This window comes from Chromohalobacter israelensis DSM 3043 (genome assembly GCF_000055785.1).
Taxonomy (GTDB): Bacteria; Pseudomonadota; Gammaproteobacteria; order Pseudomonadales; family Halomonadaceae; genus Chromohalobacter; species Chromohalobacter israelensis.
This window is the reverse complement of the sequence record NC_007963.1, coordinates 3,298,640-3,324,209: the sequence shown is the minus strand read 5'-3', so window position 1 is coordinate 3,324,209 and position 25,570 is coordinate 3,298,640. Positions and strand designations below refer to the sequence as shown.

The following is a 25,570-nucleotide window of genomic DNA, read 5'->3' as shown; positions in this document are numbered from 1 at the left end:
GGATACCGACAAATCGTCGGCACTCCCGGTGCACCGTCCCGGGTGCGAGAAAATGTCAGTCCTCGGGGCTCACGTCGCTGGCAGTGTCGGTGATCAGGGTACCGACACCGGCGTTGGTGAAGATCTCCAGCAGCGTGGCGTGGGGGACGCGTCCGTCGATGATGTGCGAGCTGGCCACGCCGCCCTTGACGGCTTCCAGGGCACAGCGAATCTTGGGCAGCATGCCGCCATGAATGGTGCCGTCGCCGATCATGGCGTCCACCTGCGCGGTGGAGAGGCCGGTCATGACCTCGCCCTCGGCGTTCATCAACCCGGCGACGTTGGTCAGCAGCATCAGCTTCTCGGCGCCCAGGGCCTCGGCGACCTTGCCGGCCACCAGGTCGGCGTTGATGTTGTAGCTGTGACCCTCGGCATCGACGCCGATCGGCGCGATCACCGGAATGAAGTCGCGGGCGGCGAGCATCTCGATGAGATCCGTGGCGATATGCTCGACTTCGCCGACATGGCCGATGTCGATGATCTCCGGCGCGGTCATCTCCGGCGTCTGGTGTTCGACACGCAGCTGCCGCGCGGTGATCTGCGCGCCATCCTTGCCGGTCAGGCCGATGGCCTTGCCGCCGCTGCGGTTGATCAGGTTGACGATGCTCTTGTTGACGAGGCCGCCGAGCACCATCTCGACCACATCCATGGTCTCGGCGTCGGTGACGCGCATGCCGCCGACGAAGCGCGACTCGATGTTCAAGCGTTCGAGCAGCTCGCCGATCTGCGGCCCGCCGCCATGGACGACCACCGGATTGATGCCGACTTCCTTCATCAACACCATGTCGCGGGCGAAGGAGTCGATCAGGGTGTCCTCGGTCATGGCGTTGCCGCCGTACTTGACCACGACGGTCTTGCCGGAAAAGCGCTGGATGTAGGGCAGCGCCTCGGACAGGATCTCGACCACTAGACGCGGGTCGCGTGCGTTTTCGCTCATGAGCGCTGTCTCCATTGGCTACGGCCGGCGCGTAGCGCCGGCCGCGGGGGTCAGAACGGGAGATCGGCCTCGGGGGCGACCTGCTTGAGGGCGGCGCGAAACTGGGCCTGGATGCGCGACAAGGCGTCCTGGTTCTTGCCTTCGAAACGCAGCACCAGCATCGGCGTGGTGTTGGAGGCGCGGCACAGCCCCCAGCCATCCGCGAAGTCGACACGGATGCCGTCGAGCGTGGTCTTGACGCCGTCGTCGCCGAAATCGCCGTCGCGGGCCAGTTTCTCGACGATGTCGAACTTGTTGTCGTCGGTCACCTTGACGTTGATTTCCGGCGTGCCCAGGTCCTGCGGAAAGCGAGCGAAGAAGGCATCGGCGTCCAGGTCGTGCTCGGCGCGCTGCCTGGCAAGAATCTCCAGCAGCCGCGCGGCGCCGTACAGGCCATCGTCGAAACCGTACCAGCGTTCCTTGAAGAAGATGTGGCCGCTCATCTCGCCGGCCAATGCCGCGCCGGTTTCCTTCATGCGCGCCTTGATCAGCGAGTGGCCGGTGCGCCACATCTCGGGCGTGCCGCCGGCGTTTTCGATCACCTGGGCCAGGTTGCCGGTGCACTTGACGTCGAAGATCACGCGGGCGCCGGGATTGCGCTCGAGCATGTCCTCGGCGAAGGCCATCATCAGACGGTCGGGATAGATCACCTCGCCGGCGGGCGTCACCACGCCGAGGCGGTCGCCGTCGCCGTCGAAGGCCAGGCCGATGTCCGCGCCGGTTTCCTTGACGGTGCGGATCAGGTCCTCGAGGTTTTCGAGCTTGCCGGGGTCGGGATGGTGGTTGGGGAAGTCGCCGTCGATCTCGGCGAACAGCGGTACGGTCTCGGCGCCCAGGCGCTCGATCAGCTTGGGCCCCAGCTCGCCGGCCACGCCGTTGCCACAGTCGACCACGGCCTTGATGCGTCCGTTCAGGACGACATCACCGAGGATGCGTTCCAGATAGGCATCGCGTACATCCATCTCCCGCAGGCCGCCGTCGCCATCGCCGAGCGCGTCGTCCTGGATGCGCTGGTAGAGTGCGGTGATCGCCTCGCCGGACAGGGTTTCGCCGCCCAGCACGATCTTGAAGCCATTGTAGTCGGGCGGGTTATGGCTGCCGGTGACCATGACGCCGGAGCGCGTGCCGTCCAGCGTGTGGGTGGCGAAGTAGAGAACCGGCGTGGGCACCATGCCGATATCGACGACGTCGCGCCCCGCGCGGCGCAGGCCGCGCATCAAGGCGGCCTGCAGGCGCTGGCCCGAATGCCGGCCATCGCGTGCGACGACCACCGTGGACTCGCCGCGGCTGGCGGCTTCGGCACCGATGGCGCGACCGATCAGCTCGACGCCTTCCTCGGTCAGGGTGTCGTCGACGATGCCGCGGATGTCATAGGCGCGGAAGATGGAAGCGCTGATGGAAGCTTGCTGACTCATGATTGAATCCCTTCAAGTCGGTGGCCGTGTGGCCGTGAACATCGGGACGGGGGCGTTGGCCGCCCAGCCCGCACTCAGTGGCGGCCGGAATGGCCAAAGCCACCGGCGGCGCGTTCGCTGACCGCGAAATCCTCGACGATGTCGAGGGTCGCTTGTACCACAGGTACAAGCACGTACTGTGCCAGGCGTTCGCCCGGCTCGAGGACGAAGGCGTCGCGTCCCCGGTTCCAGACCGACACCATCAGCTCGCCCTGGTAGTCGGAATCGATCAGGCCGACGAGATTGCCCAGCACGATGCCGTGCTTGTGCCCCAGACCGGAGCGCGGCAGGATCATGCCGGCCAGCCCCGGGTCGCCGATGTGCACGGCCAGGCCGGTCCGTACCAGCTCGCAGTCGCCGGGCGCCAGGGTGAGCGGGCCGTCGAGCAGGGCGCGCAGATCCAGGCCGGCACTGCCGGCGGTAGCGTAGCTGGGCAGGGGGAAGTCGCGTACGCGTTCGTCCAGTATCTTCACCGACAGGCGTGTGTCGGCGGACAACGAAGCTTCTGACATGGGAAATCGGTCCGTCAGTCGTGCGCCGTGGCGGCGCGGTTGGCGTAAAGGCTCAAGACCCGGTCGACGATGGCGTCGGCCAGGTCGGTCTTGGCTTGCGCGGGCAGCGCCTGACGCTCGATGGTGTCGTCGGCGTGCCAGAGCAAGAGCGCGGCGTTGTCGTCGGCACCGAAGCCGAGCCCCGCGCTCGAGACATCGTTGGCGACGATCATGTCCATGCCCTTGCGTGTGAGCTTGTCGCGAGCGTAACGCTCCAGGTCCCGTGTCTCGGCGGCAAATCCCACCACCAGCGGACGCGGGGAACGGGCGGCGATGGTCGCCACGATGTCGGGATTCTTGACCAGGGTGAGCGTCATGGTATCGCTTGCGTCGGCCTTCTTGAGCTTGTGCTCGGCCACCGTGTCGGCACGGTAGTCGGCGACCGCCGCGCAGCCGATGAAGATGTCGCTCTCGGCGGCGGATTGCTCGGCGGCGCTCAGCATCTCGCTGGCTGAAGTGACATCGACGCGCTCGACATTCGTGGGCGCCGCCAGGGTGACCGGTCCACTGATCAAGCGTACCTGGGCACCACGTCGGGCCCAGGCCTCGGCCAGGGCGTAGCCCATCTTGCCGGAACTGTGATTGGAGAGGTAACGCACCGGGTCGAGCGCCTCCCGGGTCGGCCCGGCGGTGATCGTCACCCGCAACGCCTCGGCATCGCGCACGACCGGTGCCTCCGCCAGCTCGGCGAGCAGCGCCTCCGGCTCGCGCATGCGGCCGGGGCCGACATCGCCGCATGCCTGCTCGCCGCCGTCGGGGCCCAGCAAGCGCCAGCCCAGGCGGTGGAGTGTCGCGACGTTGGCCTGGGTCGCCGGATGGGCCCACATCGCCTGGTTCATCGCCGGTGCCATGATGCACTCGGCGTCGCTGGCCAGACACAGCGTGGTCAACAGATCGTCGGCATGGCCGTGGGCCAGGCGTGCCATCACGTCGGCGGTGGCCGGCGCGACGAGGATCAGTTCGGCCCAGCGCGCCAGCTCGATATGGCCCATGCCGGCTTCGGCCTCGGGGTCGAGCAGTGACGTGCGTACCGCCTCTCCGGTCAGCGCCTGCAGCGTCAGCGGCGTGATGAAGGCCTGCGCCCCTTCGGTCATGACCACCCGCACCTCGCAGCCCGCCTTTTTCAGCAGGCGTGCGAGATGGGCGCTTTTATAAGCGGCGATACCCGCGCTGATACCGAGCAAGACGCGCTTGCCCGCCAGTGGCATGGGACTCAACTGTGACATGGTGGCTCATCCCTGGGAGGCTCCAGCGATGATACTACCATTCTGTCAGCTAGCTGCGTATGACCCGTCCCCCTCCTGGGAGCGCTAGATCGCGAGTTGTTTGATCGCGGTCTCGACCCCACGCAATTCTGCCAGCCCCTTGAGCCGACCGATCAGGGGGTAACCGGGGCGGGTGTCGCGACTCAGGTCGTCGAGCAGGTGATGACCGTGATCGGGACGCAGGGGCAGTCGCGGGCCGCCGTCGCGTTCGCGGCGGCGTTCCTCGCCGACCAGGGCCTTGATCACGCCGACCATGTCCACGTCGCCGTCGAGATGGGCCGATTCGTGGAAGCTCCGGGGGTCGTTCTCGCGCTGCGTGGCGCGCAGGTGGGCGAAGTAGATGCGCTCGGCAAAACGCTCGCCCATCGCCACCAGGTCGATTGCCGCGCTGACACCGTAGGAGCCGGTGCAGAAGGTCAGGCCGTTGGCCGGGCTAGGGGCGGCATCGAGAATCCATTGCACGTCACGGGGGGTCGAGACCACCCGTGGCAGACCCAGCAGCGGCCGAGGGGGATCGTCGGGATGGATCGCCAGGCGGATGCCGACCTCCTCGGCCACCGGCACCACCGCACGCAGGAAGTGGCCGAGGTTGTCGCGCAAGCGCTCGGCATCGATCTCGGCATACTCGGCGATGACCTCGCGGAAACGTGCCAGGCTGTAGTGCTCCTCGGCGCCGGGCAGTCCGGCGATGATGGTATCGATCAACCTCTGGCGGGCACTCTCGTCGAGGCCGTCGAGATAGGCGCGTGCGGCGTCGCGCTCGGTGGCGTCGTAGTCGGCCTCGGCGCCTGGACGCTCGAGCAGATAAAGGTCGAAGGCGGCGAAGGCGGTCTGATCGAAACGCAGCGCCGTGCCCCCGCCGGGCAGTGGCCAGGCCAGATCGGTGCGCGTCCAGTCGAGCACCGGCATGAAGTTGTAGCAGACCACGTCGATGCCGCAGGCCGCCAGGTTGCGCAGCGTTTGCTGGTAGCGGGCGATATGTGTCTCGCAGTCGCCGCGCCCCTGCTTGATGTCTTCATGCACGGGGACGCTTTCGACGACCGACCAGGCAAGACCCGAGGCCTCGATCAGGCGCTTGCGTTCGGCGATCGCCGCTTCCGGCCAGATTTCGCCGTTGGGGATCTCGTGCAGGGCGGTGACGATACCGGTGGCTCCGGTCTGGCGAATCTCGTCGAGGGTGATCGGGTCGTCGGGCCCGAACCAGCGCCAGGTGTGTTCCATGGTCGTCTCCTATCGTGTGCGTGCGTCGAGGCCGGTCAGCGATCTCTCGACGCCACCTTCGTCCAGTGTGCGGTAGGCCTCGAGCACTGCGGCTGAAAAGCGGGCATCGTCGGCCAGGTCGCGCGGAAAAACGCTGTCGAGACCGAGAAAGGCGGCGATCAGCGCTTCGCTCCCGCGATGGTCGGCATGCAGGGTGGCGAAAGTGTCGGCCATCGGGTCGTCGACCGGGTGGCGCGCGCCTGCCAGGTCGTTGCCGGCGGTATAGCGGATCCAGGCCGCCACGCCGAGCGCCGTGCAGCCGATCTCGCCGCCGGTGTCGAGCTGTTTTCGGGCGCCGGCGAGCCAGCGCTGGGGCAGTTTCTGGGACCCGTCCATGGCGATCTGCTGCAGGCGATGATGCAGGCTGTCGTTGGCGAAGCGTTCGATCAGGCGGTCGGCATAGGCCTCGAGATCGATACCGGCCGGCATGGCGAGTGTCGGTGCGGCTTCATCCCGCATGTAGCGGCGCAGCAGAGCGACGAATTCAGGGCGCTCGACGGCTTCTGCCACCGTTTCGATGCCGGCCAGCGCGCCGAGATAGGCGAGCAGCGAGTGGCTGCCGTTGAGCATGCGCAGCTTCATGGTCTCGAAGGGCGCGACATCGGCGACCATCTGTACCCCGTCGTGCTCCCAGTCGGGGCGACCCTGCGGGAAGTCGTCCTCGATCACCCACTGGCTGAAGGCCTCGCAGACCACCGCTGCCGGATCGTCGATGCCGAGGGCGCTCAGGCGCTGGAACGCATCGTCGCTCATCGCCGGGACGATGCGATCGACCATGCTGCAGGGGAAGGCGACGGCATCGGCGATCCATTCGGCGAGCCGCTCGTCGCGATGGCGCGCCAGCTCGATTGCCGCGCGATGGACGCGCTTGCCGTTGTCCGGCATGTTGTCGCAACTGAGTACCGCGAAAGGTGGCGTACCGGCCGCCCGGCGCCGGGCCAGCGCCTCGACCAGCATGCCCGGGGCGGTCCAGGGCCGCGCGGGCGAGGCGATATCGTGGCGAATCGGCGCGGCATCGAGCCGTAGTCGTCCGTCGGCTGGATCAAGGTGGTAGCCCTTCTCCGTCACGGTCAGCGTGACGATGCGTACATCGGGTTCGCTCATGCGCTCCAGCAGGGCGTCGAGGTCCTCGCCGTCGGGGCCGGCATAGTAGGTTTCGCGGATCGCCGTGATTTCCCGCAGCGTCAGGGTGTCGCTGTCGGCGTACTCGGCGACGTGATAGTGCTGACCGCGTTCGCGCATCAGCTCGACGAGGCGGCGGTTGGAGCGGAGGTTGGCACTGGCGATGCCCCACGGGCCGCCTGCGTGGCGGGCCAGGTTGCGCTCCAGGTAGACCGCCTGGTGGGCGCGGTGGAAGGCGCCCAGGCCGAGATGCACGATGCCCACCTCGGCTGGCGCATGGACGCTGGGTATCGATGTCGGTGTCATGAACGATCACTCCCCGAGCAGCAGGTTGGGTAGCCAGAGTGACAGGGCGGGGATGTATGCGACCAGCAGCAGCACCACGAGATTGCAGATCAGAAACGGCACGATGGCACGGGCCACGCGCAGCATGGGCAGCTTGCCGATGCCGGCGACCACGAACAGGCAGACCCCGAGCGGCGGTGTGGTCAGTCCGATCATCAGGTTGAGCACCGCCATCAGGCCGAAGTGCACGGGATCCATGCCGACCCCGGTGGCGACGCCCAGCAGCGCCGGGAACAGGATGATCAGGGCAGCGATGGTTTCCATGAAGGTACCCACCACCAGCAGGATCAGATTGAGGATCAGGATCACGACCAGCGGGTTGTCGCTGATGGCCAGGATCTGGTCGGCGATCATCTGCGGAATCTGCTGGCTGGTGAGGATCCAGCCGAACAGATTGGCCAGGCCGACCAGGATCATCAGCGACCCCGAGGTCAGGACGGTGTCGATGACGATCTGCGGCAGATTGCGCCAGGTGATGCCCTTGTAGACGAACATGCCGATCACCAGGGCATACAGGCTGGCGACGATCGAGGCTTCGGTGGGGGTGAAAACGCCGCCGACGATCCCGTAGAGAATGATGAAGGTCATCAGCAATGCCCAGAAGGCACTGCGTCCTTCCAGCACCAGTTGCCGGAACGTGGAGCGTTTCTCGCGCGGGTACCCGCGTTTCACCGCCAGGATGTACACGGTGATCATCATCGCCAGGCCCAGCAGCAGGCCGGGGATGGCGCCGGCCAGGAACATGCGTCCCACCGAGACGCCGGACAGCGAGCCGGCGATGATCATCGGCACGCTGGGCGGGATGATCGGGCCCACCGTCGAGGAGGCGGCGGTCACCGCGGCGGCGAAGGGCTTGTCGTACCCGGCGCGGGACATGCCGGGGATCATCACCGAGCCGATGCTCGCCGCGTCGGCCACGGCGGTGCCGGAGATCCCGCCGAAGATCATCGAGCCCCCCACGTTGGCCAGCCCCAGGCCGCCACGGATGTGCCCCACCAGCGCGTTCGAGAAACGCACGATATGGTCGGTGATGTTGCCGACGTTCATCAGGTTGCCGGCCAGCACGAAGCCGGGGATGCACAGCAGCACGAACGTGTCGATGCCGCCGTACATTCGCTGCGGGATGATGGTCAGCGAGATGTCCGCGAGCAGGAGATAGGAGAGCGAGGCGATGCCCAGGGAAAAGGCGATGGGGATGCCGATCAGCAGCAGCACGATGAATACGCTGAAGAGAATGAAGACTTCCATCAGTGAGGCTCCGGACGCTGGGCGGATGCATCGCGCTTGATCGCCACGCCGGCTTCGATGACGCCGATCACCGCATAGAGGGCGGTCAAGCCAAAGAGAACGACGGTGGAGAAGAACACGTAGCGCATGGGCAGGCGCAGGGTCGGCGAGGTCTGGAAGGCGCCGATCTGCGCATACTGCCAGGCGTAGGGCAGCATCATCGCGGCGAAGCTGCCTACCGCGAGACAGATCAGGGCGCGATACAGCCACTGACCGCGACGCCCGAGGTATTGTTGAAAGAGCTCGACGTTGACGTGGCGGTCGCGACGCAATACCAGGCCGGCGGACAGCGCCACCATGTAGATGAAAAGGTAGCGCGACAGCTCTTCGGTCCAGGCGGGAGAGCTGGGCAGTGCCGTGCGGGCGACGATCTGCAGGATCACTACCGCGGCGATGCCGACCAGCGCCAGCGAGGCGAGCAGGGCGAACAGTCTGTCCAGTCCGGTGACCAGGCGGCCGAACGCACCGCCCATGGGCGGAATCGCGGCGATGTCGTGCAGGGCGTCGGGAGAGGCTGAATCGGGTTCACGCATGGGAATCCCTTGCTTGAAAGCCTGCGGTGAATGAGCGACGTCTCCGGGGCGGCGGGGTACCGCCGACCCGGAGCGCCTCGATTCAGAGGTCCTGAATGGCCTGGTAGAGGGCCTGTTGTTCTTCGTTCAACGAGGCCTCGACGGCGGGCCGGGCCTTTTCGGCGAAGGCTTGCTGGTCGACCTCGACGAATTCCATGCCGGCTTCCTCGAGCGTCTTGCGCAGTCGCTTCTGATCTTCAGCGAACAGCTCTTCCTCGTAGCTCTGCATCTTGTCGGCGGCATCGAGAACGACCTTCTGCAGGTCCTCGGGCATCGATTCGAGCTTCTGCTTGCCGATCACCACGTAGATCCAGCTGCGCACGTGGTCGGTCAGGTTCACGTAGTCCTGCACCTCGTCGAAGCTGGCACTTTCGATCAGCGACAGGGGATTCTCCTGGGCATCGATGGTGCCCTGCTGAAGTGATGTGAATACCTCGCTGAAGGCCATCGGCGTGGGCTTGGCGCCGAGCGCCTGCCAGGTATCGACGAAAAGCGGCACGTTGGGTACGCGCAGCCGCAGGCCGTCGAGATCGGCGGGTTCCTTGATCGGCCGGTTGGAGGTCAGCTCACGCGGACCGCGCTCGAACCAGGCGATCGGGACCAGGCCGGTCTTCTCCTCGATCTGCGCTTCGATCTGCTCACCGATGTCGCCCTCGACCGCCTTGCGCATCTGCCCCGAATCGCTGAAGGCATAAGGCACGGCCATCATCGCCGCCTTTGGGGCCCAGTTCTGCAGGCTTTCACCGGTAATGGTCATGTCGGCGGTGCCGAGCTGAATGCTGTTGATGACGTCCATTTCGTTCCCCAACTGTTCGTTGGGAAAGATCTGTACCTCGATCCGGCCGTCCGAGCGTTTCTCGACGATCTCCTTGAAGCGTTCGGCGGCCTTGTTCCAGATATGTTCCTCGTTGGCCAGGTGACCGAACTTGAGGGTGTAGTCCGCCGCCGTGGCGAACGGGGCCGCAAGCAGGCTCGAGCCGATGACGGCGCTGGCGAGTAGCTGTTTGAACATGACGTTGCTCCTGACTTCGATTGATGGCTGTTGTTGTCGAGCATTGAAGTGTCCGGCAATCCAGCGTTGTGGAGCGCGAGGCGCATCGCGCGATGCGTCAGGCACCGAGCTCGATGAGCACCTTGCGCACCCGTTCCGGGTGATGGTCGATCATGTGGATCGCCTCACCCATCTCGGCGAAGGGCAGCCGGTGGCTGACCAGCGCCGAGGCATCGAGCCGCCCGCTGGCGAGCATCTCGATGACGTCGGGAAACTTGCGGTTGTTGAGGCGCGAGCCGACGATCGTCAGCTCCTTCTTGATCACCTCGAGCTGAACCAGGTCGCTGGGCGTGGCGTTGAAACCCAGCAGCCCGATGCGCCCGGCCGGTGAGGCGATGCGCGCCAGCTGCGGGAACAGGGCCGGCACGCAGGCGGCGTCGGCGATCAGCGGAATGCCCTCGCCGTCGCTGCGCTCGCTCATCACGGCCTCCAGGTCCTGTCGTTGTCCATTGACGGTGTGGCTGGCGCCCAGCGAGCGGGCGGCATCCAGGCGGTCGTCGATGACGTCGCAGACGGTGATGTCGGTGAGCCCCTTGGCGCGGGCGACCTGCAGGATGGTCAGGCCGATCACGCCGGCGCCGAGGATCAGCAGGGCGTCGCCGTCATGCGGCTGCATGCGCTCCAGCACATTGGCCGCGATGGTGTACGGTTCGACCAGCGCGGCCTGGTCGAGACCGACGTTCGCCGGCAGGCGGTGCACGTTGTCCGCCGGCACGCTGACGCGCTGCTCGAAGCCGCCGTTGCGGTGCACGCCGATCACGGCGAGCCGGGTACAGACATTGGGACGGCCGATGCGGCACGGGTAGCACTCGCCGCAGCTGATGACCGGGTCGATGCACACCCGGTCGCACACCGCGAGGCCCTCGACGCCGTCGCCGATGTCCTCGACGATGCCGGCGAACTCGTGGCCGGTGATGCGTGGGAACCGCACGAAGGCGTTCTCGCCGTGGATGATGTGCATGTCCGAGCCACAGATCCCGGCGAAGGCGACGCCGACCAGCACCTCGCCGGCGGCGGCCTGCGGGGCATCGATGTCGACGATGCCGAAGTCGTGGGGGGCGCGAACCTCGAATGCTTTCATGACGGACTCCGCTCTGGATAAGGGAAGACGGGATCACCAGTGCCAGAGCGTGCCGTCTTCCAGACGGTTGACCGGCAGGCTGGCGCGTTCGTAGGGATACTTGGCAGCGAGTTCCTCGTCGATGTCGACGCCGTGTCCCGGGCTCTCGCCGGCCAGGAAGTGGCCATCCTCGAAGCGATAGTCGTGGGGGAACACCGCGTCGGTCTCGTCGGTGTGCGGCATGTGCTCCTGGATGCCGAAGTTGGGCACCCAGGTATCGAAGTGGATCGCCGCGCCCAGGCATACCGGCGACAGGTCGGTGGGGCCGTGGAAGCCGGTGCGTACGTGATACAGCGACGCCAGGTCGGCGACGCGACGCATCGCGGTGATGCCGCCGCCGTGGGTCAGCGGCATGCGGATATAGTCGATCCACTGGTTCTGGATCAGCTCGCGGCAGTCGTGGATCGAGTTGAACACCTCGCCGATCGCCAGCGGCGTGGTGGTGTGCTCGCGGATCAGGCGCAGACTCTCCTGGTTTTCGGCCGGCACGCAGTCTTCCAGCCAGAACAGGTGATAGGGCTCGACCGCCTTGCCCAGTCGTGCCGCTTCGATCGGCGTCAGGCGATGGTGGACGTCGTGCAGGACGTGCAGGTCGTCACCGAAACGCTCGCGCACCGCGGCGAACAGCTTGGGTGCGTGATTGAGGTATTTCTCGGTGCTCCATACGTGCTCGGCGGGCAGCGACGAGTCGGCCGGCTCGTAGCGCTCGCCGGGCGTCTTGGCGACACCGTAGGTGGTCTCGATGCCCGGCACGCCGGACTGGACGCGTACCGCCCGGTAGCCCAGCTCGACGTGGCGAGCGACTTCCCCGAGACAATCCTCGATCGTCTGCCCGGTGCAGTGGGCGTAGGTCATCACCCGCTCGCGGCTCTTGCCGCCGAGGAGCTGATACAACGGCATGCCCGCGGCCTTGGCCTTGATGTCCCACAGCGCCATGTCGACGGCGGCGATGGCGGTCATGGTCACCGGGCCGCGCCGCCAGTAGGCACCGCGATAGAGGTACTGCCAGGTGTCCTCGATGCGGCCGGCATCGCGGCCGATCAGTGCCGGCACGACGTGTTCGTCGAGATAGGCGGCCACCGCCATCTCGCGGCCGTTCAGGGTGGCATCGCCGATGCCGTGGGTGCCTGACTCGGTGACGATCTTGAGCGTCACGAAGTTACGGCCGGGGCAGGTGACGATGGTGTAGGCGTCGCGAATCTTCATGCACTGACTCCAGAGGGCAGCGGGGTTCGACGACCGCTGGACGCGGCGGCCTCGAAAAGGTCGGGGAAGCGCTCGACCAGGGCCGGCAGCGAGCTGAGGATCTCGCGCAGGTGTTCCTTCACGGCCCGTTCGGCGGCATCGGCATCGCGCGCGACGATGCCCTCGAGAATGCGGGTGTGCTGGTCGATCAGCTTGGTGATGGGGGTAGCGTCCGGCACGCTCAGGTAACGCACCCGGTCGAGCTGCGCCTTGACTTCCTGGGTCACGCGCCAGGCGGCATCGTGGCCGGTGCCCAGCGCCAGGGTGCGGTGGAATTCCTCGTCGAGCCGGTAGAAACGGTCGTGGTCCTGGGGGGCGATACAGCGCTGCTGGCGGGCGATGAGTTCATGCAGCTCGTCGTGGATGGCCGCGTCGAGCCCCTGCTCGGCGGCGTCGCGGGCCACGGCGATCTCGATGGCCTCGCGCACGAAGCGCGCTTCCATGACGGCGGCCTGGGAAATATGCACCACGTAGGTGCCACGTTGGGGGCGCACCTCGACCAGGCCTGCCTCCGAGAGACGAATGAAGGCTTCGCGGACCGGCTGGCGGCTGACCGCGAAGGTTTCGGCGATCTCCTTCTCCGACAGCGCCTGCCCCGGAGCCAGCGTCATGCGGATGATCGACTGGCGCAGGACCGCATAAAGCCGTTGGCGGACGTTGCCGTCGGGCTGTTCCTCCCAGAGTGCGAGCAGCGATGGCGTCATGTGAAAACCCTGCCTCGTTTCGTTGTCTGACTAGTATGGTAGTTGGGTCAGGGTGGTGCGCGATGACACTTTGGTCGGTCAGACCTTGGTCGAAATGTTACGCTTTTATTCGAATTGGCTTATATTGACCTGCCGATATCAATCTGGATTCACGCAAGACACGAGCACGAGGAGCCGTTGGGAATGGCGATCCACGAATGGCCGGAAGGGGAGCGGCCGCGCGAAAAACTGCTGGCCCTGGGGGCGTCGGCGCTTTCGGATGCGGAGTTGCTGGCGATTTTTCTGCGCGTGGGCGTGAAGGGGCGCTCGGCAGTGGATCTCGCGCGTGACCTGCTGCTGGCGTTCGGTGGGTTGCGGCCGTTGCTGGAGGCGGACCTGGCGCGCTTTTGCGCCGAGCATGGGCTGGGCGAGGCCAAGTACGTGCAGCTGCAGGCGTCGCTGGAGCTGTCTCGGCGGCATCTGGGGAGCCTGCTGGAGCGCGGCGCGGCCCTGACCTCGCCGACGCTGGTGCGGCGTTTTTTGACGTCGCAATTGCGTCACTTGCCTCATGAGGCGTTCGCTGCGCTGTTTCTGGATACGCAGCATCGCGTGATTCGCTTCGAGACGCTCTCGAAAGGCACGCTCGACAGTGCGTCCGTCTATCCGCGCGAGGTCTCGCGGCGGGCGCTGGCGCTGAATGCCGGTGCGCTGATCTTCGCGCACAACCACCCGTCGGGGGTGGCCGAGCCGAGTGACGCCGACCGCCGCATCACGCAGCGTCTCAGCGACGCGCTGGGACTTTTCGACATTCGCGTGCTGGATCATTTCGTCGTCGGCGATGGTGAGGTAGTATCGTTCGCCGAACGCGGATGGCTTTGAATGTCGTATCCGCCGTGCCAGGTTGCCCGTCCGTCATGTTGCCGCGAGCTTGCGGCAATACTTGACGTCTGGTATAAAGTACGCCCTTTGAATCAGGGCAGAAGGCGGTAGCCTGCCATTCCCGGTTTGCCCGACAGGTTTTGAACAACTCGCCAGTGGTTGGAGGCTTCCATGTCCCAAGTATGTCAGGTTACCGGTAAGCGCCCGGTGACTGGTAACAACGTTTCTCACTCCCAGCGGAAGACCCGTCGTCGCTTCGTGCCGAACCTGCACACCCATCGTTTCTGGGTGGAAGGCGAGAAGCGCTTCGTCAAGCTGCGCGTTTCCTCCAAGGGCATGCGCATCATCGACAAGAAGGGCATTGAAGAAGTGCTCAGCGACATCCGCAAGCGTGGCGATCGCGTTTAATCAGGGAGTAACGAGTCATGCGTGACAAGATCAAGATGGTGTCAAGCGCCGGTACCGGCCATTTCTACACCACCGACAAGAACAAGCGGAACACCCCGGATAAGCTCGAAATGAAGAAATTCGACCCGGTCGTCCGCAAGCACGTGATGTACAAGGAAGCCAAGATCAAGTGATCTTGGTCCTCCTGCGCCACAGGTGATGTTCACCTGTTCGAAAAACCCGGGTCGCTCCGGGTTTTTTTATGCCGGCAAGAACGTGGCGAGGTGCCTGCATGCCTGAACTTCCCGAAGTCGAGACGACGCGCCGAGGCATCGCGCCGCATGTCGAGGGGCGTGAAATTCGTGAGATCATCGTGCGCCAGCCGCGCCTGCGCACGCCGGTGCCGGACGATCTGGCGGACACCCTCGTCGGCCACCGCATCGGTGAACTCGGGCGGCGCGCCAAGTACCTGCTGATGCCGGTCGGCGCAGGCACCTTGCTGTGGCATCTGGGGATGTCCGGCAGTCTGCGCCTGGCGCGCCTCGGCGATCTGCCCAGGAAGCACGACCATGTCGATCTGGTGCTGGAAGGCGGTGCGATACTACGCTACCACGATCCGCGCCGTTTCGGATTCGTGGACTGGCTGCAGGGGTCTCCCCTCGACGATCCACGCCTGGCGCGCCTGGGGCCCGAGCCGTTGTCGCCCGACTTCGACGGCGAGCGTCTCTACCGCCTGTCGCGCAAGCGGCGCGTTGCCGTCAAGCCGTTTCTGATGGATAACGCGGTGGTGGTGGGAGTCGGCAACATCTACGCGAGCGAAGCGCTGTTTCTCGCGGGCATCGATCCGCGGCGCGCGGCCGGGCGTATCTCGCGCGAGCGCTACGAACGTCTGGCCGAGGCGGCGCGCGACGTGCTGGCGGCGGCGATCACCCAGGGTGGCACGACCTTGCGCGACTTCGTCAGCGGCACCGGCGAACCCGGCTACTTCGCTCAGCGCCTCAACGTCTATGGACGGCACGATGCCCCCTGTCGGCGTTGCGGCGAGCTTCTTCGCCTGGTAACGCTGGGTCAGCGTGCCAGCGTCTTCTGTCCTCACTGTCAGCGTTGAGCGCCTCGCGCCACGCCATGTCATCGCCAAGAGGTTTTCCGTGACCGAACGTCTACGCCTCAAGAAAAACGCCGATCGCCGTCTCAAGGCGGGTCACCTGTGGCTCTATTCCAACGAAATCGATACCGATGCCACGCCGCTGAAAGATTTCGAGCCGGGTGGCCAGGCGGTCATCGAAGCGGCCAACGGCAAGCCGATGGGGGTTGCCTACGTCAATCCGCATTCATTGATCTGCGCGCGTATCGTCTCGCGCGACGTCGACGTGCGTCTCGATCGTTCACTGCTGGTGCATCGCTTCAAGCAGGCGCTGAGCTTGCGCGCGCGGCTGTTCGCCAAGCCCTTCTATCGCCTGGTGCATGGCGAGGGCGATCTGCTGCCGGGGCTGATCATCGACCGCTTCGATGATGTGCTGGTCGTGCAGCTCAACACCGTGGGCATGGATCGGCTGCGTGACGAGATCGTCGCCGCGCTCGAGAAGGTGCTGGCGCCGCGCGCCATCGTCTTCAAGAACGACTCGTCCGGTCGTCGCCAGGAGCAGCTCGGCGAGGAAGTCGAGGTGGCTTACGGCGAGCTGCCCGATCAGGTCCTGCTGGAGGAGAATGGCGTGCGTTTCGTGGCGCCGGTGCTCGATGGACAGAAAACCGGCTGGTTCTTCGACCACCGTCCCAACCGGGCATGGCTCAACGGCCTGGTCGCCGGCAAGCGCGTGCTGGATGTCTTCAGCTACGTGGGCAGCTGGGGCATCCAGGCGGCGGCGCATGGCGCCAGTGACGTCCTGTGCGTGGACAGTTCCGCCCAGGCGCTGGAGCACGTGGCCGAGAACGCCGCGCTCAATGGTCTGGCCGAACAGGTCGCCATCGGTGAAGGTGATGCCTTCGAGGCGCTGGCGGCGCTCAAGGCGGAAGGCGAGCAGTTCGACGTGATCGTGCTCGATCCGCCGGCGTTCATCAAGCGACGCAAGGACATTCCCAACGGCGAGCGCGCCTATTCACGGCTCAACCGTGAAGCGATCCGCCTGCTGGGGCGCGATGGCCTGCTGCTCTCGGCGTCCTGTTCGATGCACCTGGCGCCCGACCGCCTGATGGAATGCGTGCGCGGCGCGGTGCGTCATCAGGATCGCCACGGACAGGTCATCTACCAGGGTAGCCAGGGCCCGGACCATCCGGTGCACCCGGCCATTCCCGAGACCGCTTATCTCAAGGCGCTTGGCGTGCGGGTCTTCCGCAACTGAGGCAGGCATGACGGGCGACGACGTACGTGTCTTTCGACACCCCAACGCGTTACTGGTCAGCCACGTGCATAACGTGCTGGCCAGCGCGGGGCTGGTTCCCACGCTGCGCAACATGACCCTGGGCGGTGGCGCCGGCGAGTTGCCGCCAGGCGAATGCGAGCCGGAGGTCTGGGTGCCGGCCGGCCATCGTCTGCGCGCCGAGGCATTGGTCGAGGAGGCACTCGACGGTCCTGCCGAGCCGCCCCCTGACTGGCGTTGCCCTGCGTGCGGCGAATGGCTGGAGGGCGCATTCGATGCCTGCTGGCAGTGCAACCGGGAGCGCCCGCGCTAGTCGGCGTAAATCTTTCGGTATCGCGCCGTGTGACCGCAAGGTTTTCTGTCCGGCGGGGTCTGTTCAGCACGTTGTTTTGTTTTTTTCGCGTTGCCCCTTCGATTCCGGTGTGTGTGCTGTAATGGTTAGGTATCGAGCCTACATTGACCCCATCGTGAAGCGGAGGCGCCATGAAAATCGCCGTACCCAAGGAAATCAAGAATCATGAGTATCGTGTCGCTCTGACGCCGAGTGTGGTGCGAGAGCTGGCGGCGCGCGGCCATACCGTGGCCGTGCAGGCATCGGCGGGCGAGGGTGCCGGCTTCCCGGATGCCGAGTATGCCGCAGCAGGGGCGCGTATCGAGCAGGACCTGGATGCGCTGTGGGACAACGCCGAGTTGATCGTCAAGGTCAAGGAACCCCAGCCGGAGGAGGTCAAGCGCCTCAAGCCCGGGCATACCCTGTTCACCTACCTGCATCTGGCCGCCGAGGAGTCGTTGACCCGGGGGTTGATGGACAGTGAAGCCACCTGTATCGCCTACGAGACGATCACCGACGACCAGGGCGGGTTGCCGCTGCTGGCGCCGATGAGCCGCGTTGCCGGCCGCATGGCGATCCAGGCCGGGGCGCACAGCCTGGAAAAGGCCCAGGGCGGTGCCGGCATTCTGATTCCCGGGGTGCCCGGCGTGGCGCCGGCCAAGGTCACGGTGATCGGTGGCGGCGTGGTCGGCGAGAACGCCGCGCGCATGGCGCTGGGGCTGGGTGCCGAGGTGACCGTGCTCGACAAGTCGCTGGCGCGTCTGGAAGTGCTCGATCATCGTTATCAGGGGCGTCTGAATACCGTGTACTCGACGGCGGATGCCCTGGAGACGGCGGTGCGCGAGTCGGACATCGTCGTCGGGGCGGTGCTGGTGCCCGGTGCGCAGGCGCCCAAGCTGATCACGCGCGACATGCTCGCCGACATGCGTCCGGGCAGCGTGCTGGTGGACGTGGCCATCGACCAGGGCGGTTGTTTCGAGACCAGCCGCGCGACGACGCATGCCGACCCCACCTATGTGGTGGATGGCGTGGTGCACTACTGCGTCGCCAACATGCCGGGCGCCGTGGCGCGCACCTCGACCCAGGCGTTGACCAATGCCACCCTGCCGTTCGTGCTGGCCCTGGCCGACAAGGGGTGGCAGGGCGCCTTGGCGGAAGATCCTCACTTCCTCGAGGGGCTCAACGTGCATGCCGGGCGCATCACCCACCCGGCGGTGGCCAAGGCCTTCGCTCTGGAGGCCGTCGACCCGCGCACACTGCTGTCATAGTCACTTCGCTGTGACCAGCGGACCTCGCGCGCCCCGGTCGCCTTGACCGGGGCGTCGTTGTACACTGGGCGAATTCTCACATTTCGTTGCGATCAGCCCAATTTCATGACCAAGACACGCGTTCTGACCGGTATTACCACGACCGGCACCCCGCATCTCGGCAATTATGTCGGGGCCATCAAGCCTGCCATTCATGCCAGCCAGACGCCCGACGTGGAATCCTTCTATTTCCTCGCCGACCTGCATGCCCTGATCAAGGCCCAGGACCCCAGACGCGTTCAGCAGTCGCGCCTGGAGATCGCCGCGACCTGGCTGGCCCTGGGGCTGGATACCGACAACGCGGTCTTCTACCGTCAGTCGGACATTCACGAGATTCCCGAGTTGACGTGGCTGCTGTCGTGCGTGTGCGCCAAGGGCCTGATGAACCGCGCGCATGCCTACAAGGCGGCGGTGGCCGACAACGAGGCGCTCGGCAATCAGGACATGGACAAGGGCGTGAGCATGGGGCTGTTCGGCTATCCGGTGCTGATGGCGGCGGACATCCTGATGTTCAAGGCCAACAAGGTGCCGGTCGGCCGCGACCAGATTCAGCACATCGAGATGGCGCGCGACATGGCGGGGCGCTTCAATCACATCTACAAGGGCGACTATTTCACGTTGCCCGAAGCAGTGGTCGACGAGAACGTCGAAGTGCTGCGAGGGCTCGACGGCCGCAAGATGTCGAAGAGCTACGACAACACCATTCCGCTGTTCGTCTCCGAGAAGAAGCTCCAGAAACTGGTGCGCAAGATCAAGACCAACTCGCTGGAGCCGGGCGAGCCCAAGGATCCCGACACCTGCACCCTGTTCCAGATCTTTTCGGCCTTTGCCACGCCGGAGGAGACGCGTGCCATGCGCGCCGACTACGAGAACGGTATCGGCTGGGGCGACGCCAAGAATCGGGTCTTCGAGTATGTGAACGAGCATCTGCGCGAACCGCGCGAGCGCTACAACGCCCTGCTCGAGGATCCGGGACATATCGAGCGCGTGCTGCAGCAGGGGGCCGACAAGGCCCGCGCCGAGGCGCAACCTCTCATGGAGCGTCTGCGTGAAGTCGTCGGGTTGGGCCGTTTCGTGTAACCGGCGCCTTGCCTGCCCGTTTTCCCTGGGGCCCGTGTCGCGATGACACGGGCCCCATGTTTTTATATTGCCATAAGCTATAGCAGAAATGGTCTTTATGAATTTTTAAAAGGATCGGGCAGGCGCTAAGATAGCCAACAATTTCCATTCGAACACTTTTCGGGAGGTTGCGATGCGTGACGCGTCCAGCGTTTCATCTGCCACCGCCGAACCGCGTCGTGGCTTGCCGCCACTGGCGCTGGCATCGGCGGTGGTCTTGTTGCTGGCGGCCTTGGCCGTCGGGGTGGCATTCGGTGCCGCCAAGGGGTGGCTCATGGTCGTCGGGGGCGCCTTCGGCATGGTGCTCTACCATGCGGCCTTCGGTTTCACCTCGGCCTGGCGGGTCTTCATCACCGAGCGGCGCGGGCGTGGGCTGCGCGCGCAGATGGTCATGCTGGCCCTGGCGGTAGTGCTGTTCTTTCCGGCGCTGGGAGCGGGCTCCCTGTTCGGTACGCCGGTCGCCGGCTATATCGCGCCGATCGGTGTATCGGTACTGGTCGGGGCGTTCCTGTTCGGACTCGGCATGCAGCTGGGCGGCGGTTGCGCCTCGGGGACCTTGTTCACGGTGGGCGGCGGCAATGCGCGCATGGTGATCACCCTGGCGTTCTTCATCATCGGCTCGTTGATCGGTACGGCGCATTTCGCCTGGTGGCAGACGTTGCCGGCGTTCCAGCCGACATCGCTGCATGGCCTGTTCGGTGTGGGCGGCGGGATCGTCGTGAGCCTGGGGCTGTTCATCGGGATCGCGGCATTGACGGTCATCATGGAGAAGCGTCGCCACGGCCAGCTCGAGCGCGCCCCGCAGGTCGAAGCCGGTCGCGCACGGTGGCTGCAGGGTCCCTGGCCGTTGCTGGCCGGTGCCGTGGGACTGGCGGTACTCAACTTCATCACCCTGGCACTCGCCGGGCGTCCCTGGGGGATCACCTCGGCCTTCGCCCTGTGGGGCGCCAAAGGGTTCGAGGCGCTGGGCGGCGATGTCAGTGGCTGGGGCTACTGGCAGGCGGCCGGCAACGCGGCAGCCTTGAAGGCCAGCGTCTGGAGCGACATCACCACCGTGATGAACATCGGTATCATCCTGGGGGCGATGGCCGCCGCGGCGCTGGCGGGCCGTTTCGCGCCCAAGTTCAATATCCCGTTGCGCTCGGCCGTGGCGGCGGCCATCGGCGGACTGCTGCTCGGGTACGGGGCGCGGCTGGCGTTCGGCTGCAACATCGGCGCCTATTTCGGCGGTATCGCCTCGGGCAGCCTGCACGGCTGGCTATGGCTGGTCGCGGCCTTCGCCGGCAACATGCTGGGTGTGCGCTTGCGGCCCTTGTTCTTCCCGGGGGCGGCGCGTCCGGCGGCCCGCAGCTGCTGAGCGGCATGCTGTCCTCGCCATGATCGACGGCGCTCCTCGGAGCGCCGTTTGTCGTCGTGGCGTATGCGTGGGTGTCAAATCGGCGTGATATAGTAGCTCCCTTGAGCGCCGTGCGGAGCCGCCACTGGCTCCGAGAACCGTCACCCGCGCGAGGCAAACGATGAGCGAAACATCCAAGCGTCCCCTCTATATCCCTTATGCCGGCCCTTCACTGCTGGAAATGCCGTTGCTCAACAAGGGCAGCGCCTTCACGCTCGACGAGCGCGTCAGTTTCAACCTGCTGGGCTTGTTGCCGCAGAACGTGGAAACCATCGAGGAGCAGGCGCAGCGCGCTTATGCGCAGTACGCCAAGTGCGCCACCAATCTCGACAAGCATATCTATCTGCGTGCCATCCAGGACGATAACGAGACGTTGTTCTTCCGGCTGCTGGAAGAGCACCTCGAAGAGATGCTGCCGATCATCTACACGCCCACGGTAGGCGAGGCGTGCGAGGAATTTTCCAAGATCTATCGCAACCATCGCGGGCTTTTCATCTCGTATCCCGACCGGCACCGCATGGACGATATCCTGCGCAGTGCGACCAAGGACAAGGTGCGGGTGATCGTGGTCACCGATGGCGAGCGCATCCTGGGACTGGGCGATCAGGGCATCGGCGGCATGGGGATTCCCATCGGCAAGCTCTCGCTGTACACCGCGTGCGGCGGCATCAGTCCCGCCTACACGCTGCCCATCGTGCTCGACGTGGGAACCAACAACCAGACGCTGCTCGACGACCCGATGTACATGGGCTGGCGTCATCCGCGGGTGAGCCAGGAAGAATACGATGAGTTCATCGGCATGTTCATGGCGGCGTTGCAGCGTCGCTGGCCGAACGTGCTGCTGCAGTTCGAGGATTTCGCCCAGACCAACGCCATGCCGTTGCTCGAGCGCTATCGCGATCAACTGTGCTGCTTCAACGACGATATCCAGGGCACGGCCTCGGTTTGCGTCGCGACGCTGCTGGCGGCCTGCAAGGCCAAGGGCGAGGCGCTCAAGGACCAGACCATCGCCTTCCTCGGCGCCGGTTCGGCAGGCTGCGGTATCGCCGAGCAGATCGTCGTGGCGATGACCATGGAGGGCTTGAGCGAAGCCGAAGCGCGTCGCCGGGTCTACATGGTGGATCGTCACGGGTTGTTGACCACCGAGATGCAAGCGCTCTACGACTTCCAGCAGCGCCTGGCCCACGACCCCGCCAGCCTGAGCGACTGGGACACCCAGGCGCGCGAGTTGCTGGATGTGGTGCGTAACGCCAAGCCGAGCGTGTTGATCGGGGTGTCCGGGCAGCGCGGCCTGTTCTCCGAAGAGGTGATCAAGACCCTGCATGCGGGCTGCGCGCAGCCGCTGGTGATGCCGCTGTCCAATCCGACCTCCAAGGTCGAGGCGGTGCCTCAGGATATCCTCGACTGGACCGGGGGCGAGGCGCTGGTGGCCACCGGCAGCCCCTTCAAGCCGGCACGTGTCGGCGAACGCGAGGTCGCGATCGCCCAGTGCAACAACGCCTACATCTTCCCCGGCATCGGCCTGGGCGTGGTGGCGGCCAACGCCTCCCGGGTGACCGACAAGATGCTGATGGCGGCGTCCAATGCCCTGGCCCAGGGCGCGCCCATCGTCAAGACCGGAAAGGGCGCCTTGCTGCCTTCGCTGGGGGACATTCGCGAGATCAGCAAGGAAATCGCCTTCGCCGTGGCGAAGCAGGCTCAGGAAGAAGACGTGGCCCTGGCCTCAAGCGACGAGGTGCTGTGGGATGCCATCGAACGCCACTTCTGGTACCCGCGTTACCGTGCCTATCGTCGCCGCGCCTTCTAAGGGTGCCAGCCTGACGTGGCGCCATGGGTGGCCTCGAGGCACAATAAAACACCCCGCCGGCAATGCCGGCGGGGTGTTTTTTCATGCCGCTGGCGGATGCCAGCTCAGCGCGACATTACAGCATGCTGCGCAGCACGTAGTGCAGGATGCCGCCATGGCGGTAATAGGCCATTTCGTTGGCGGTATCGATGCGGCACAGCGCCTCTATCTTCTTCTCGCCCTTGCTGGATGCAATGGTCACCGTGACCTTGCCGCCGGGCTCGATATCGGCAATGCCCTCGATGGAGATCGTTTCATCGCCGGTCATGCCCAGCGACTTGCGATCCTCGCCTTCGGGGAACTGCAGGGGCAGCACGCCCATGCCGATCAGGTTGGAACGGTGAATACGTTCGTAGGATTCGGCGATCACCGCGCGTACGCCGAGCAGCCGGGTGCCCTTGGCGGCCCAGTCGCGCGACGAGCCGGTACCGTACTCCTTGCCGGCGACCACCACGAGCGGCGTGGATTCCTCGGCGTACTTCATCGCCGCATCGTAGATCGCCATCTGCTCGCCGGACGGCACGTGGCGCGTATAGCCGCCCTCGACGTCATCGAGCATCTCGTTCTTGATGCGCACGTTGGCGAAGGTGCCGCGCATCATCACCTCGTGATTGCCGCGACGCGAGCCGTAGGAGTTGAAATCCTTGGGCTTCACGCCGTTTTCCTGCAGGTAGCGACCGGCAGGGCTATCCGGCTTGATCGCGCCGGCCGGCGAGATGTGGTCGGTGGTCACCGAGTCGCCGAGCATGGCCAGCACGCTGGCGTTCTTGACGTCTTCCAGCGGTGCGGGCTCCTTGCCCATGCCTTCGAAGAATGGCGGGTGCTGGATGTAGGTGGAATTCTTGTTCCACGCGTAGACATCGCTTTCCGGTACTTCGAGCGACTTCCAGATCTCGTCGCCCTCGAAGACCTCGCCGTATTCCTTGCGGTACATCTCGGTTCTGACCTGCTCGACGGCCGTGGCGATTTCTGCCTGGCTCGGCCAGATGTCCTTCAGATAGACCGGGTTGCCGTCACGGTCGTTGCCGAGCGGGTCCTTGGAGAGGTCGATGCGCATGTTGCCGGCCAGGGCATAGGCCACGACCAGGGGCGGTGACGCCAGCCAGTTGGTGGGCACCAGCGGATGGATGCGGCCTTCGAAGTTGCGGTTGCCGGACAACACCGAGGCCACGGTCAGATCGCCGTCGTCGATGGCCTTCTCGATGGCCTCGGGCAGCGGACCGGAGTTGCCGATGCAGGTGGTGCAACCGTAGCCGACCAGGTTGAAGCCGAGTTCGTTGAGATCGTTCTGGGTGCCGCTGGCATCCAGGTAATCTGTGACCACCTTGGAGCCCGGCGCCAGCGAGGTCTTGACCCAGGGCTTGGTGGTGAGGCCTTTTTCCACGGCCTTTTGCGCCAACAGCCCGGCGGCCAGCATGACGCTGGGGTTGGAGGTGTTGGTGCACGAGGTGATGGCGGCAATGACCACCGCGCCGTGATCGAGCTGGAAGTTCTCGCCGTCGATTTCGCACGCCTGGCTATCACCGCTCTCGGCGCCTTCCTCGTTGCCCACGGCAGTCTGGCCGCCCTCGGAGAGCCACTTGCCCTGTTCAGTCGGGGCGGCATCCGGCTTGCGGTCCTCGAGGATCTTCTCGAAGGTGGACTTCATGTCGGTCAGGGCGACGCGGTCCTGGGGCCGCTTGGGGCCGGCCAGACTGGACTCGACCTCGCCCATGTCGAGGTGCAGCGTATCGCTGAAGATCGGCTCGGCACCGGGTTCGCGCCACAGGCCCTGGGCCTTGGTATAGGCTTCGACGAGCGCGATCTGGTGCTCGTCACGGCCGGTCAGGCGCATGTAGTTGAGCGTTTCCTCGTCGACCGGGAAGAACCCGCAGGTGGCCCCGTACTCGGGCGCCATGTTGCCGATGGTGGCGCGGTCCGCCAGGGGCAGGTCCTTGAGGCCGTCGCCGTAGAATTCGACGAACTTGCCCACCACGCCCTTCTGACGCAGCATCTGCGTGACCGTCAGCACCAGGTCGGTGGCGGTGATGCCTTCACGCAGCTTGCCGGTGAGCTTGAAGCCGACGACCTCGGGAATCAGCATCGAGACCGGCTGGCCGAGCATGGCGGCTTCGGCTTCGATGCCGCCGACACCCCAGCCGAGTACGCCCAGGCCGTTGATCATGGTGGTGTGGGAGTCGGTGCCGACCAGGGTGTCCGGATAGGCGAACGTCTTGCCGTCTTCTTCCTTCGTCCACACCGTCTTGCCCAGGTATTCCAGGTTGACCTGGTGGCAGATGCCGGTCCCCGGCGGCACGACGCGGAAGTTATCGAATGCCTGCTGGCCCCAGCGCAGGAATTCGTAACGTTCCCGGTTGCGCTCCATCTCGATGGCGACGTTGTCCTTGAACGACGACGGATCGCCGAAATGGTCGACCATGACCGAGTGGTCGATGACCAGGTCCACCGGCGACAGCGGGTTGATGCGGTCGGCCGACTCGCCGAGGCGCTTGACGGCATCGCGCATGGCGGCCAGGTCCACGACCCCGGGGACACCGGTGAAATCCTGCATCAGAACACGGGCCGGGCGGTAGCCGATCTCGCGGGTGGAGCGTGCCTCTTTCTGCCAATCGACGAGCGCCTGCATGTCCTCGGGGGAGACGCTTTCATCATCGCTGTAACGCAGCTGGTTCTCGAGCAACACCTTGAGCGTCATGGGGAGCCGCGAGGCATCGCCGAATGCTTGGGCAGCCTTGTCCAGACTGTAGTAGTGGTAGGTACGATCGCCGACATCGAGTGTCGATAACGTATTCTGTGGAGCTTCGGACATGTGGGGCCCTCCTCCTCATGCTGGACGATTTTACATGGCGAACGCCGAACCACCCTGCGTCTTCTTGTGCCGCATAGGCCGAGGGACAATCCAGCGGCCCGGTTCGCCGCGAGTCAGGTTCCTTCGGCGATCTCGCGAGACTCGCCGATAGCGATGACATGGTCATGAT

General features: G+C 65.4%; 23 protein-coding genes. 10 read left to right on the top strand and 13 right to left on the bottom strand.

Annotated elements, in window-relative coordinates:
• Positions 1-55: 55 nt before the first annotated feature.
• From argB to CSAL_RS15025, 12 genes are all read right to left on the bottom strand, one after another.
• Positions 56-976, bottom strand: coding sequence for an acetylglutamate kinase (gene argB, locus CSAL_RS15080; RefSeq protein WP_011508275.1), 921 nt, complete (start codon positions 974-976; stop codon positions 56-58).
• A gap of 50 nt (positions 977-1,026) precedes the next feature.
• Positions 1,027-2,430 carry a phosphomannomutase/phosphoglucomutase gene (locus tag CSAL_RS15075; protein WP_011508274.1) on the bottom strand — a complete coding sequence of 468 codons (1,404 nt, stop codon included), beginning with the start codon at positions 2,428-2,430 and terminating at the stop codon, positions 1,027-1,029.
• A gap of 74 nt (positions 2,431-2,504) precedes the next feature.
• Complete coding sequence (gene dut / locus CSAL_RS15070) at positions 2,505-2,981, bottom strand: dUTP diphosphatase (protein WP_011508273.1); 477 nt, start codon at positions 2,979-2,981, stop codon at positions 2,505-2,507.
• A 14-nt stretch (positions 2,982-2,995) separates the two neighbouring features.
• A complete protein-coding gene (coaBC, locus tag CSAL_RS15065) occupies positions 2,996-4,246 on the bottom strand; it encodes a bifunctional phosphopantothenoylcysteine decarboxylase/phosphopantothenate--cysteine ligase CoaBC (protein WP_011508272.1) in 1,251 nt (416 codons plus the stop codon).
• 84 nt (positions 4,247-4,330) lie between these two features.
• Complete coding sequence (gene uxuA, locus CSAL_RS15060; RefSeq protein ID WP_011508271.1) at positions 4,331-5,506, bottom strand: mannonate dehydratase; 1,176 nt, start codon at positions 5,504-5,506, stop codon at positions 4,331-4,333.
• Between the two features lie 9 nt (positions 5,507-5,515).
• Positions 5,516-6,973, bottom strand: a complete 1,458-nt coding sequence (locus CSAL_RS15055) for a mannitol dehydrogenase family protein (RefSeq protein ID WP_011508270.1) — start codon at positions 6,971-6,973, stop codon at positions 5,516-5,518.
• A 6-nt stretch (positions 6,974-6,979) separates the two neighbouring features.
• Entirely contained in the window at positions 6,980-8,260 is a 1,281-nt protein-coding gene (locus CSAL_RS15050) for a TRAP transporter large permease (RefSeq protein WP_011508269.1), read from the bottom strand.
• Entirely contained in the window at positions 8,260-8,832 is a 573-nt protein-coding gene (locus CSAL_RS15045; protein ID WP_011508268.1) for a TRAP transporter small permease, read from the bottom strand. The genes CSAL_RS15050 and CSAL_RS15045 overlap by 1 nt, the downstream gene beginning before the upstream one ends.
• Before the next feature lie 82 nt (positions 8,833-8,914).
• Positions 8,915-9,883, bottom strand: a complete 969-nt coding sequence (locus CSAL_RS15040) for a TRAP transporter substrate-binding protein (RefSeq protein WP_011508267.1) — start codon at positions 9,881-9,883, stop codon at positions 8,915-8,917.
• A 97-nt stretch (positions 9,884-9,980) separates the two neighbouring features.
• Positions 9,981-11,003, bottom strand: coding sequence for a zinc-binding alcohol dehydrogenase family protein (locus CSAL_RS15035; protein ID WP_011508266.1), 1,023 nt, complete (start codon positions 11,001-11,003; stop codon positions 9,981-9,983).
• A gap of 33 nt (positions 11,004-11,036) precedes the next feature.
• On the bottom strand, positions 11,037-12,248 hold the full coding sequence (manD, locus tag CSAL_RS15030) for a D-mannonate dehydratase ManD (RefSeq protein WP_011508265.1): 1,212 nt from the start codon (positions 12,246-12,248) through the stop codon (positions 11,037-11,039).
• Positions 12,245-12,991: a GntR family transcriptional regulator gene (locus CSAL_RS15025; RefSeq protein ID WP_011508264.1), complete on the bottom strand. Its 747-nt coding sequence runs from the start codon at positions 12,989-12,991 to the stop codon at positions 12,245-12,247. The genes manD and CSAL_RS15025 overlap by 4 nt, the downstream gene beginning before the upstream one ends.
• A gap of 183 nt (positions 12,992-13,174) precedes the next feature.
• On the opposite strand from CSAL_RS15025, the gene radC reads away from it, so the two are divergent.
• The 10 genes from radC (at position 13,175) to CSAL_RS14975 (ending at position 22,553) form a co-directional block, all read left to right on the top strand.
• A complete protein-coding gene (gene radC / locus CSAL_RS15020) occupies positions 13,175-13,849 on the top strand; it encodes a RadC family protein (protein WP_011508263.1) in 675 nt (224 codons plus the stop codon).
• Positions 13,850-14,020: 171 nt separating this feature from the next.
• Positions 14,021-14,257 (top strand): 50S ribosomal protein L28, encoded by a 237-nt coding sequence (gene rpmB, locus CSAL_RS15015; protein WP_011508262.1) that lies wholly within the window; start codon positions 14,021-14,023, stop codon positions 14,255-14,257.
• Positions 14,258-14,274: 17 nt separating this feature from the next.
• Positions 14,275-14,430, top strand: coding sequence for a 50S ribosomal protein L33 (gene rpmG, locus CSAL_RS15010; RefSeq protein ID WP_011508261.1), 156 nt, complete (start codon positions 14,275-14,277; stop codon positions 14,428-14,430).
• A gap of 98 nt (positions 14,431-14,528) precedes the next feature.
• Positions 14,529-15,344, top strand: a complete 816-nt coding sequence (mutM, locus tag CSAL_RS15005) for a bifunctional DNA-formamidopyrimidine glycosylase/DNA-(apurinic or apyrimidinic site) lyase (protein ID WP_043558643.1) — start codon at positions 14,529-14,531, stop codon at positions 15,342-15,344.
• 40 nt (positions 15,345-15,384) lie between these two features.
• Positions 15,385-16,575 carry a class I SAM-dependent rRNA methyltransferase gene (locus tag CSAL_RS15000; protein WP_011508259.1) on the top strand — a complete coding sequence of 397 codons (1,191 nt, stop codon included), beginning with the start codon at positions 15,385-15,387 and terminating at the stop codon, positions 16,573-16,575.
• 7 nt (positions 16,576-16,582) lie between these two features.
• Positions 16,583-16,906 carry a putative signal transducing protein gene (locus CSAL_RS14995; RefSeq protein ID WP_011508258.1) on the top strand — a complete coding sequence of 108 codons (324 nt, stop codon included), beginning with the start codon at positions 16,583-16,585 and terminating at the stop codon, positions 16,904-16,906.
• Positions 16,907-17,076: 170 nt separating this feature from the next.
• Entirely contained in the window at positions 17,077-18,192 is a 1,116-nt protein-coding gene (gene ald / locus CSAL_RS14990; RefSeq protein WP_011508257.1) for an alanine dehydrogenase, read from the top strand.
• Between the two features lie 105 nt (positions 18,193-18,297).
• Positions 18,298-19,311, top strand: coding sequence for a tryptophan--tRNA ligase (locus CSAL_RS14985; RefSeq protein ID WP_011508256.1), 1,014 nt, complete (start codon positions 18,298-18,300; stop codon positions 19,309-19,311).
• 172 nt (positions 19,312-19,483) lie between these two features.
• Positions 19,484-20,707 carry a YeeE/YedE family protein gene (locus tag CSAL_RS14980; protein ID WP_011508255.1) on the top strand — a complete coding sequence of 408 codons (1,224 nt, stop codon included), beginning with the start codon at positions 19,484-19,486 and terminating at the stop codon, positions 20,705-20,707.
• Between the two features lie 160 nt (positions 20,708-20,867).
• A complete protein-coding gene (locus CSAL_RS14975) occupies positions 20,868-22,553 on the top strand; it encodes an NAD-dependent malic enzyme (protein ID WP_011508254.1) in 1,686 nt (561 codons plus the stop codon).
• 115 nt (positions 22,554-22,668) lie between these two features.
• Here the strand turns inward: CSAL_RS14975 and acnA are convergent, their stop codons facing one another.
• Positions 22,669-25,401 carry an aconitate hydratase AcnA gene (gene acnA / locus CSAL_RS14970; RefSeq protein WP_011508253.1) on the bottom strand — a complete coding sequence of 911 codons (2,733 nt, stop codon included), beginning with the start codon at positions 25,399-25,401 and terminating at the stop codon, positions 22,669-22,671.
• Positions 25,402-25,570: the final 169 nt, after the last annotated feature.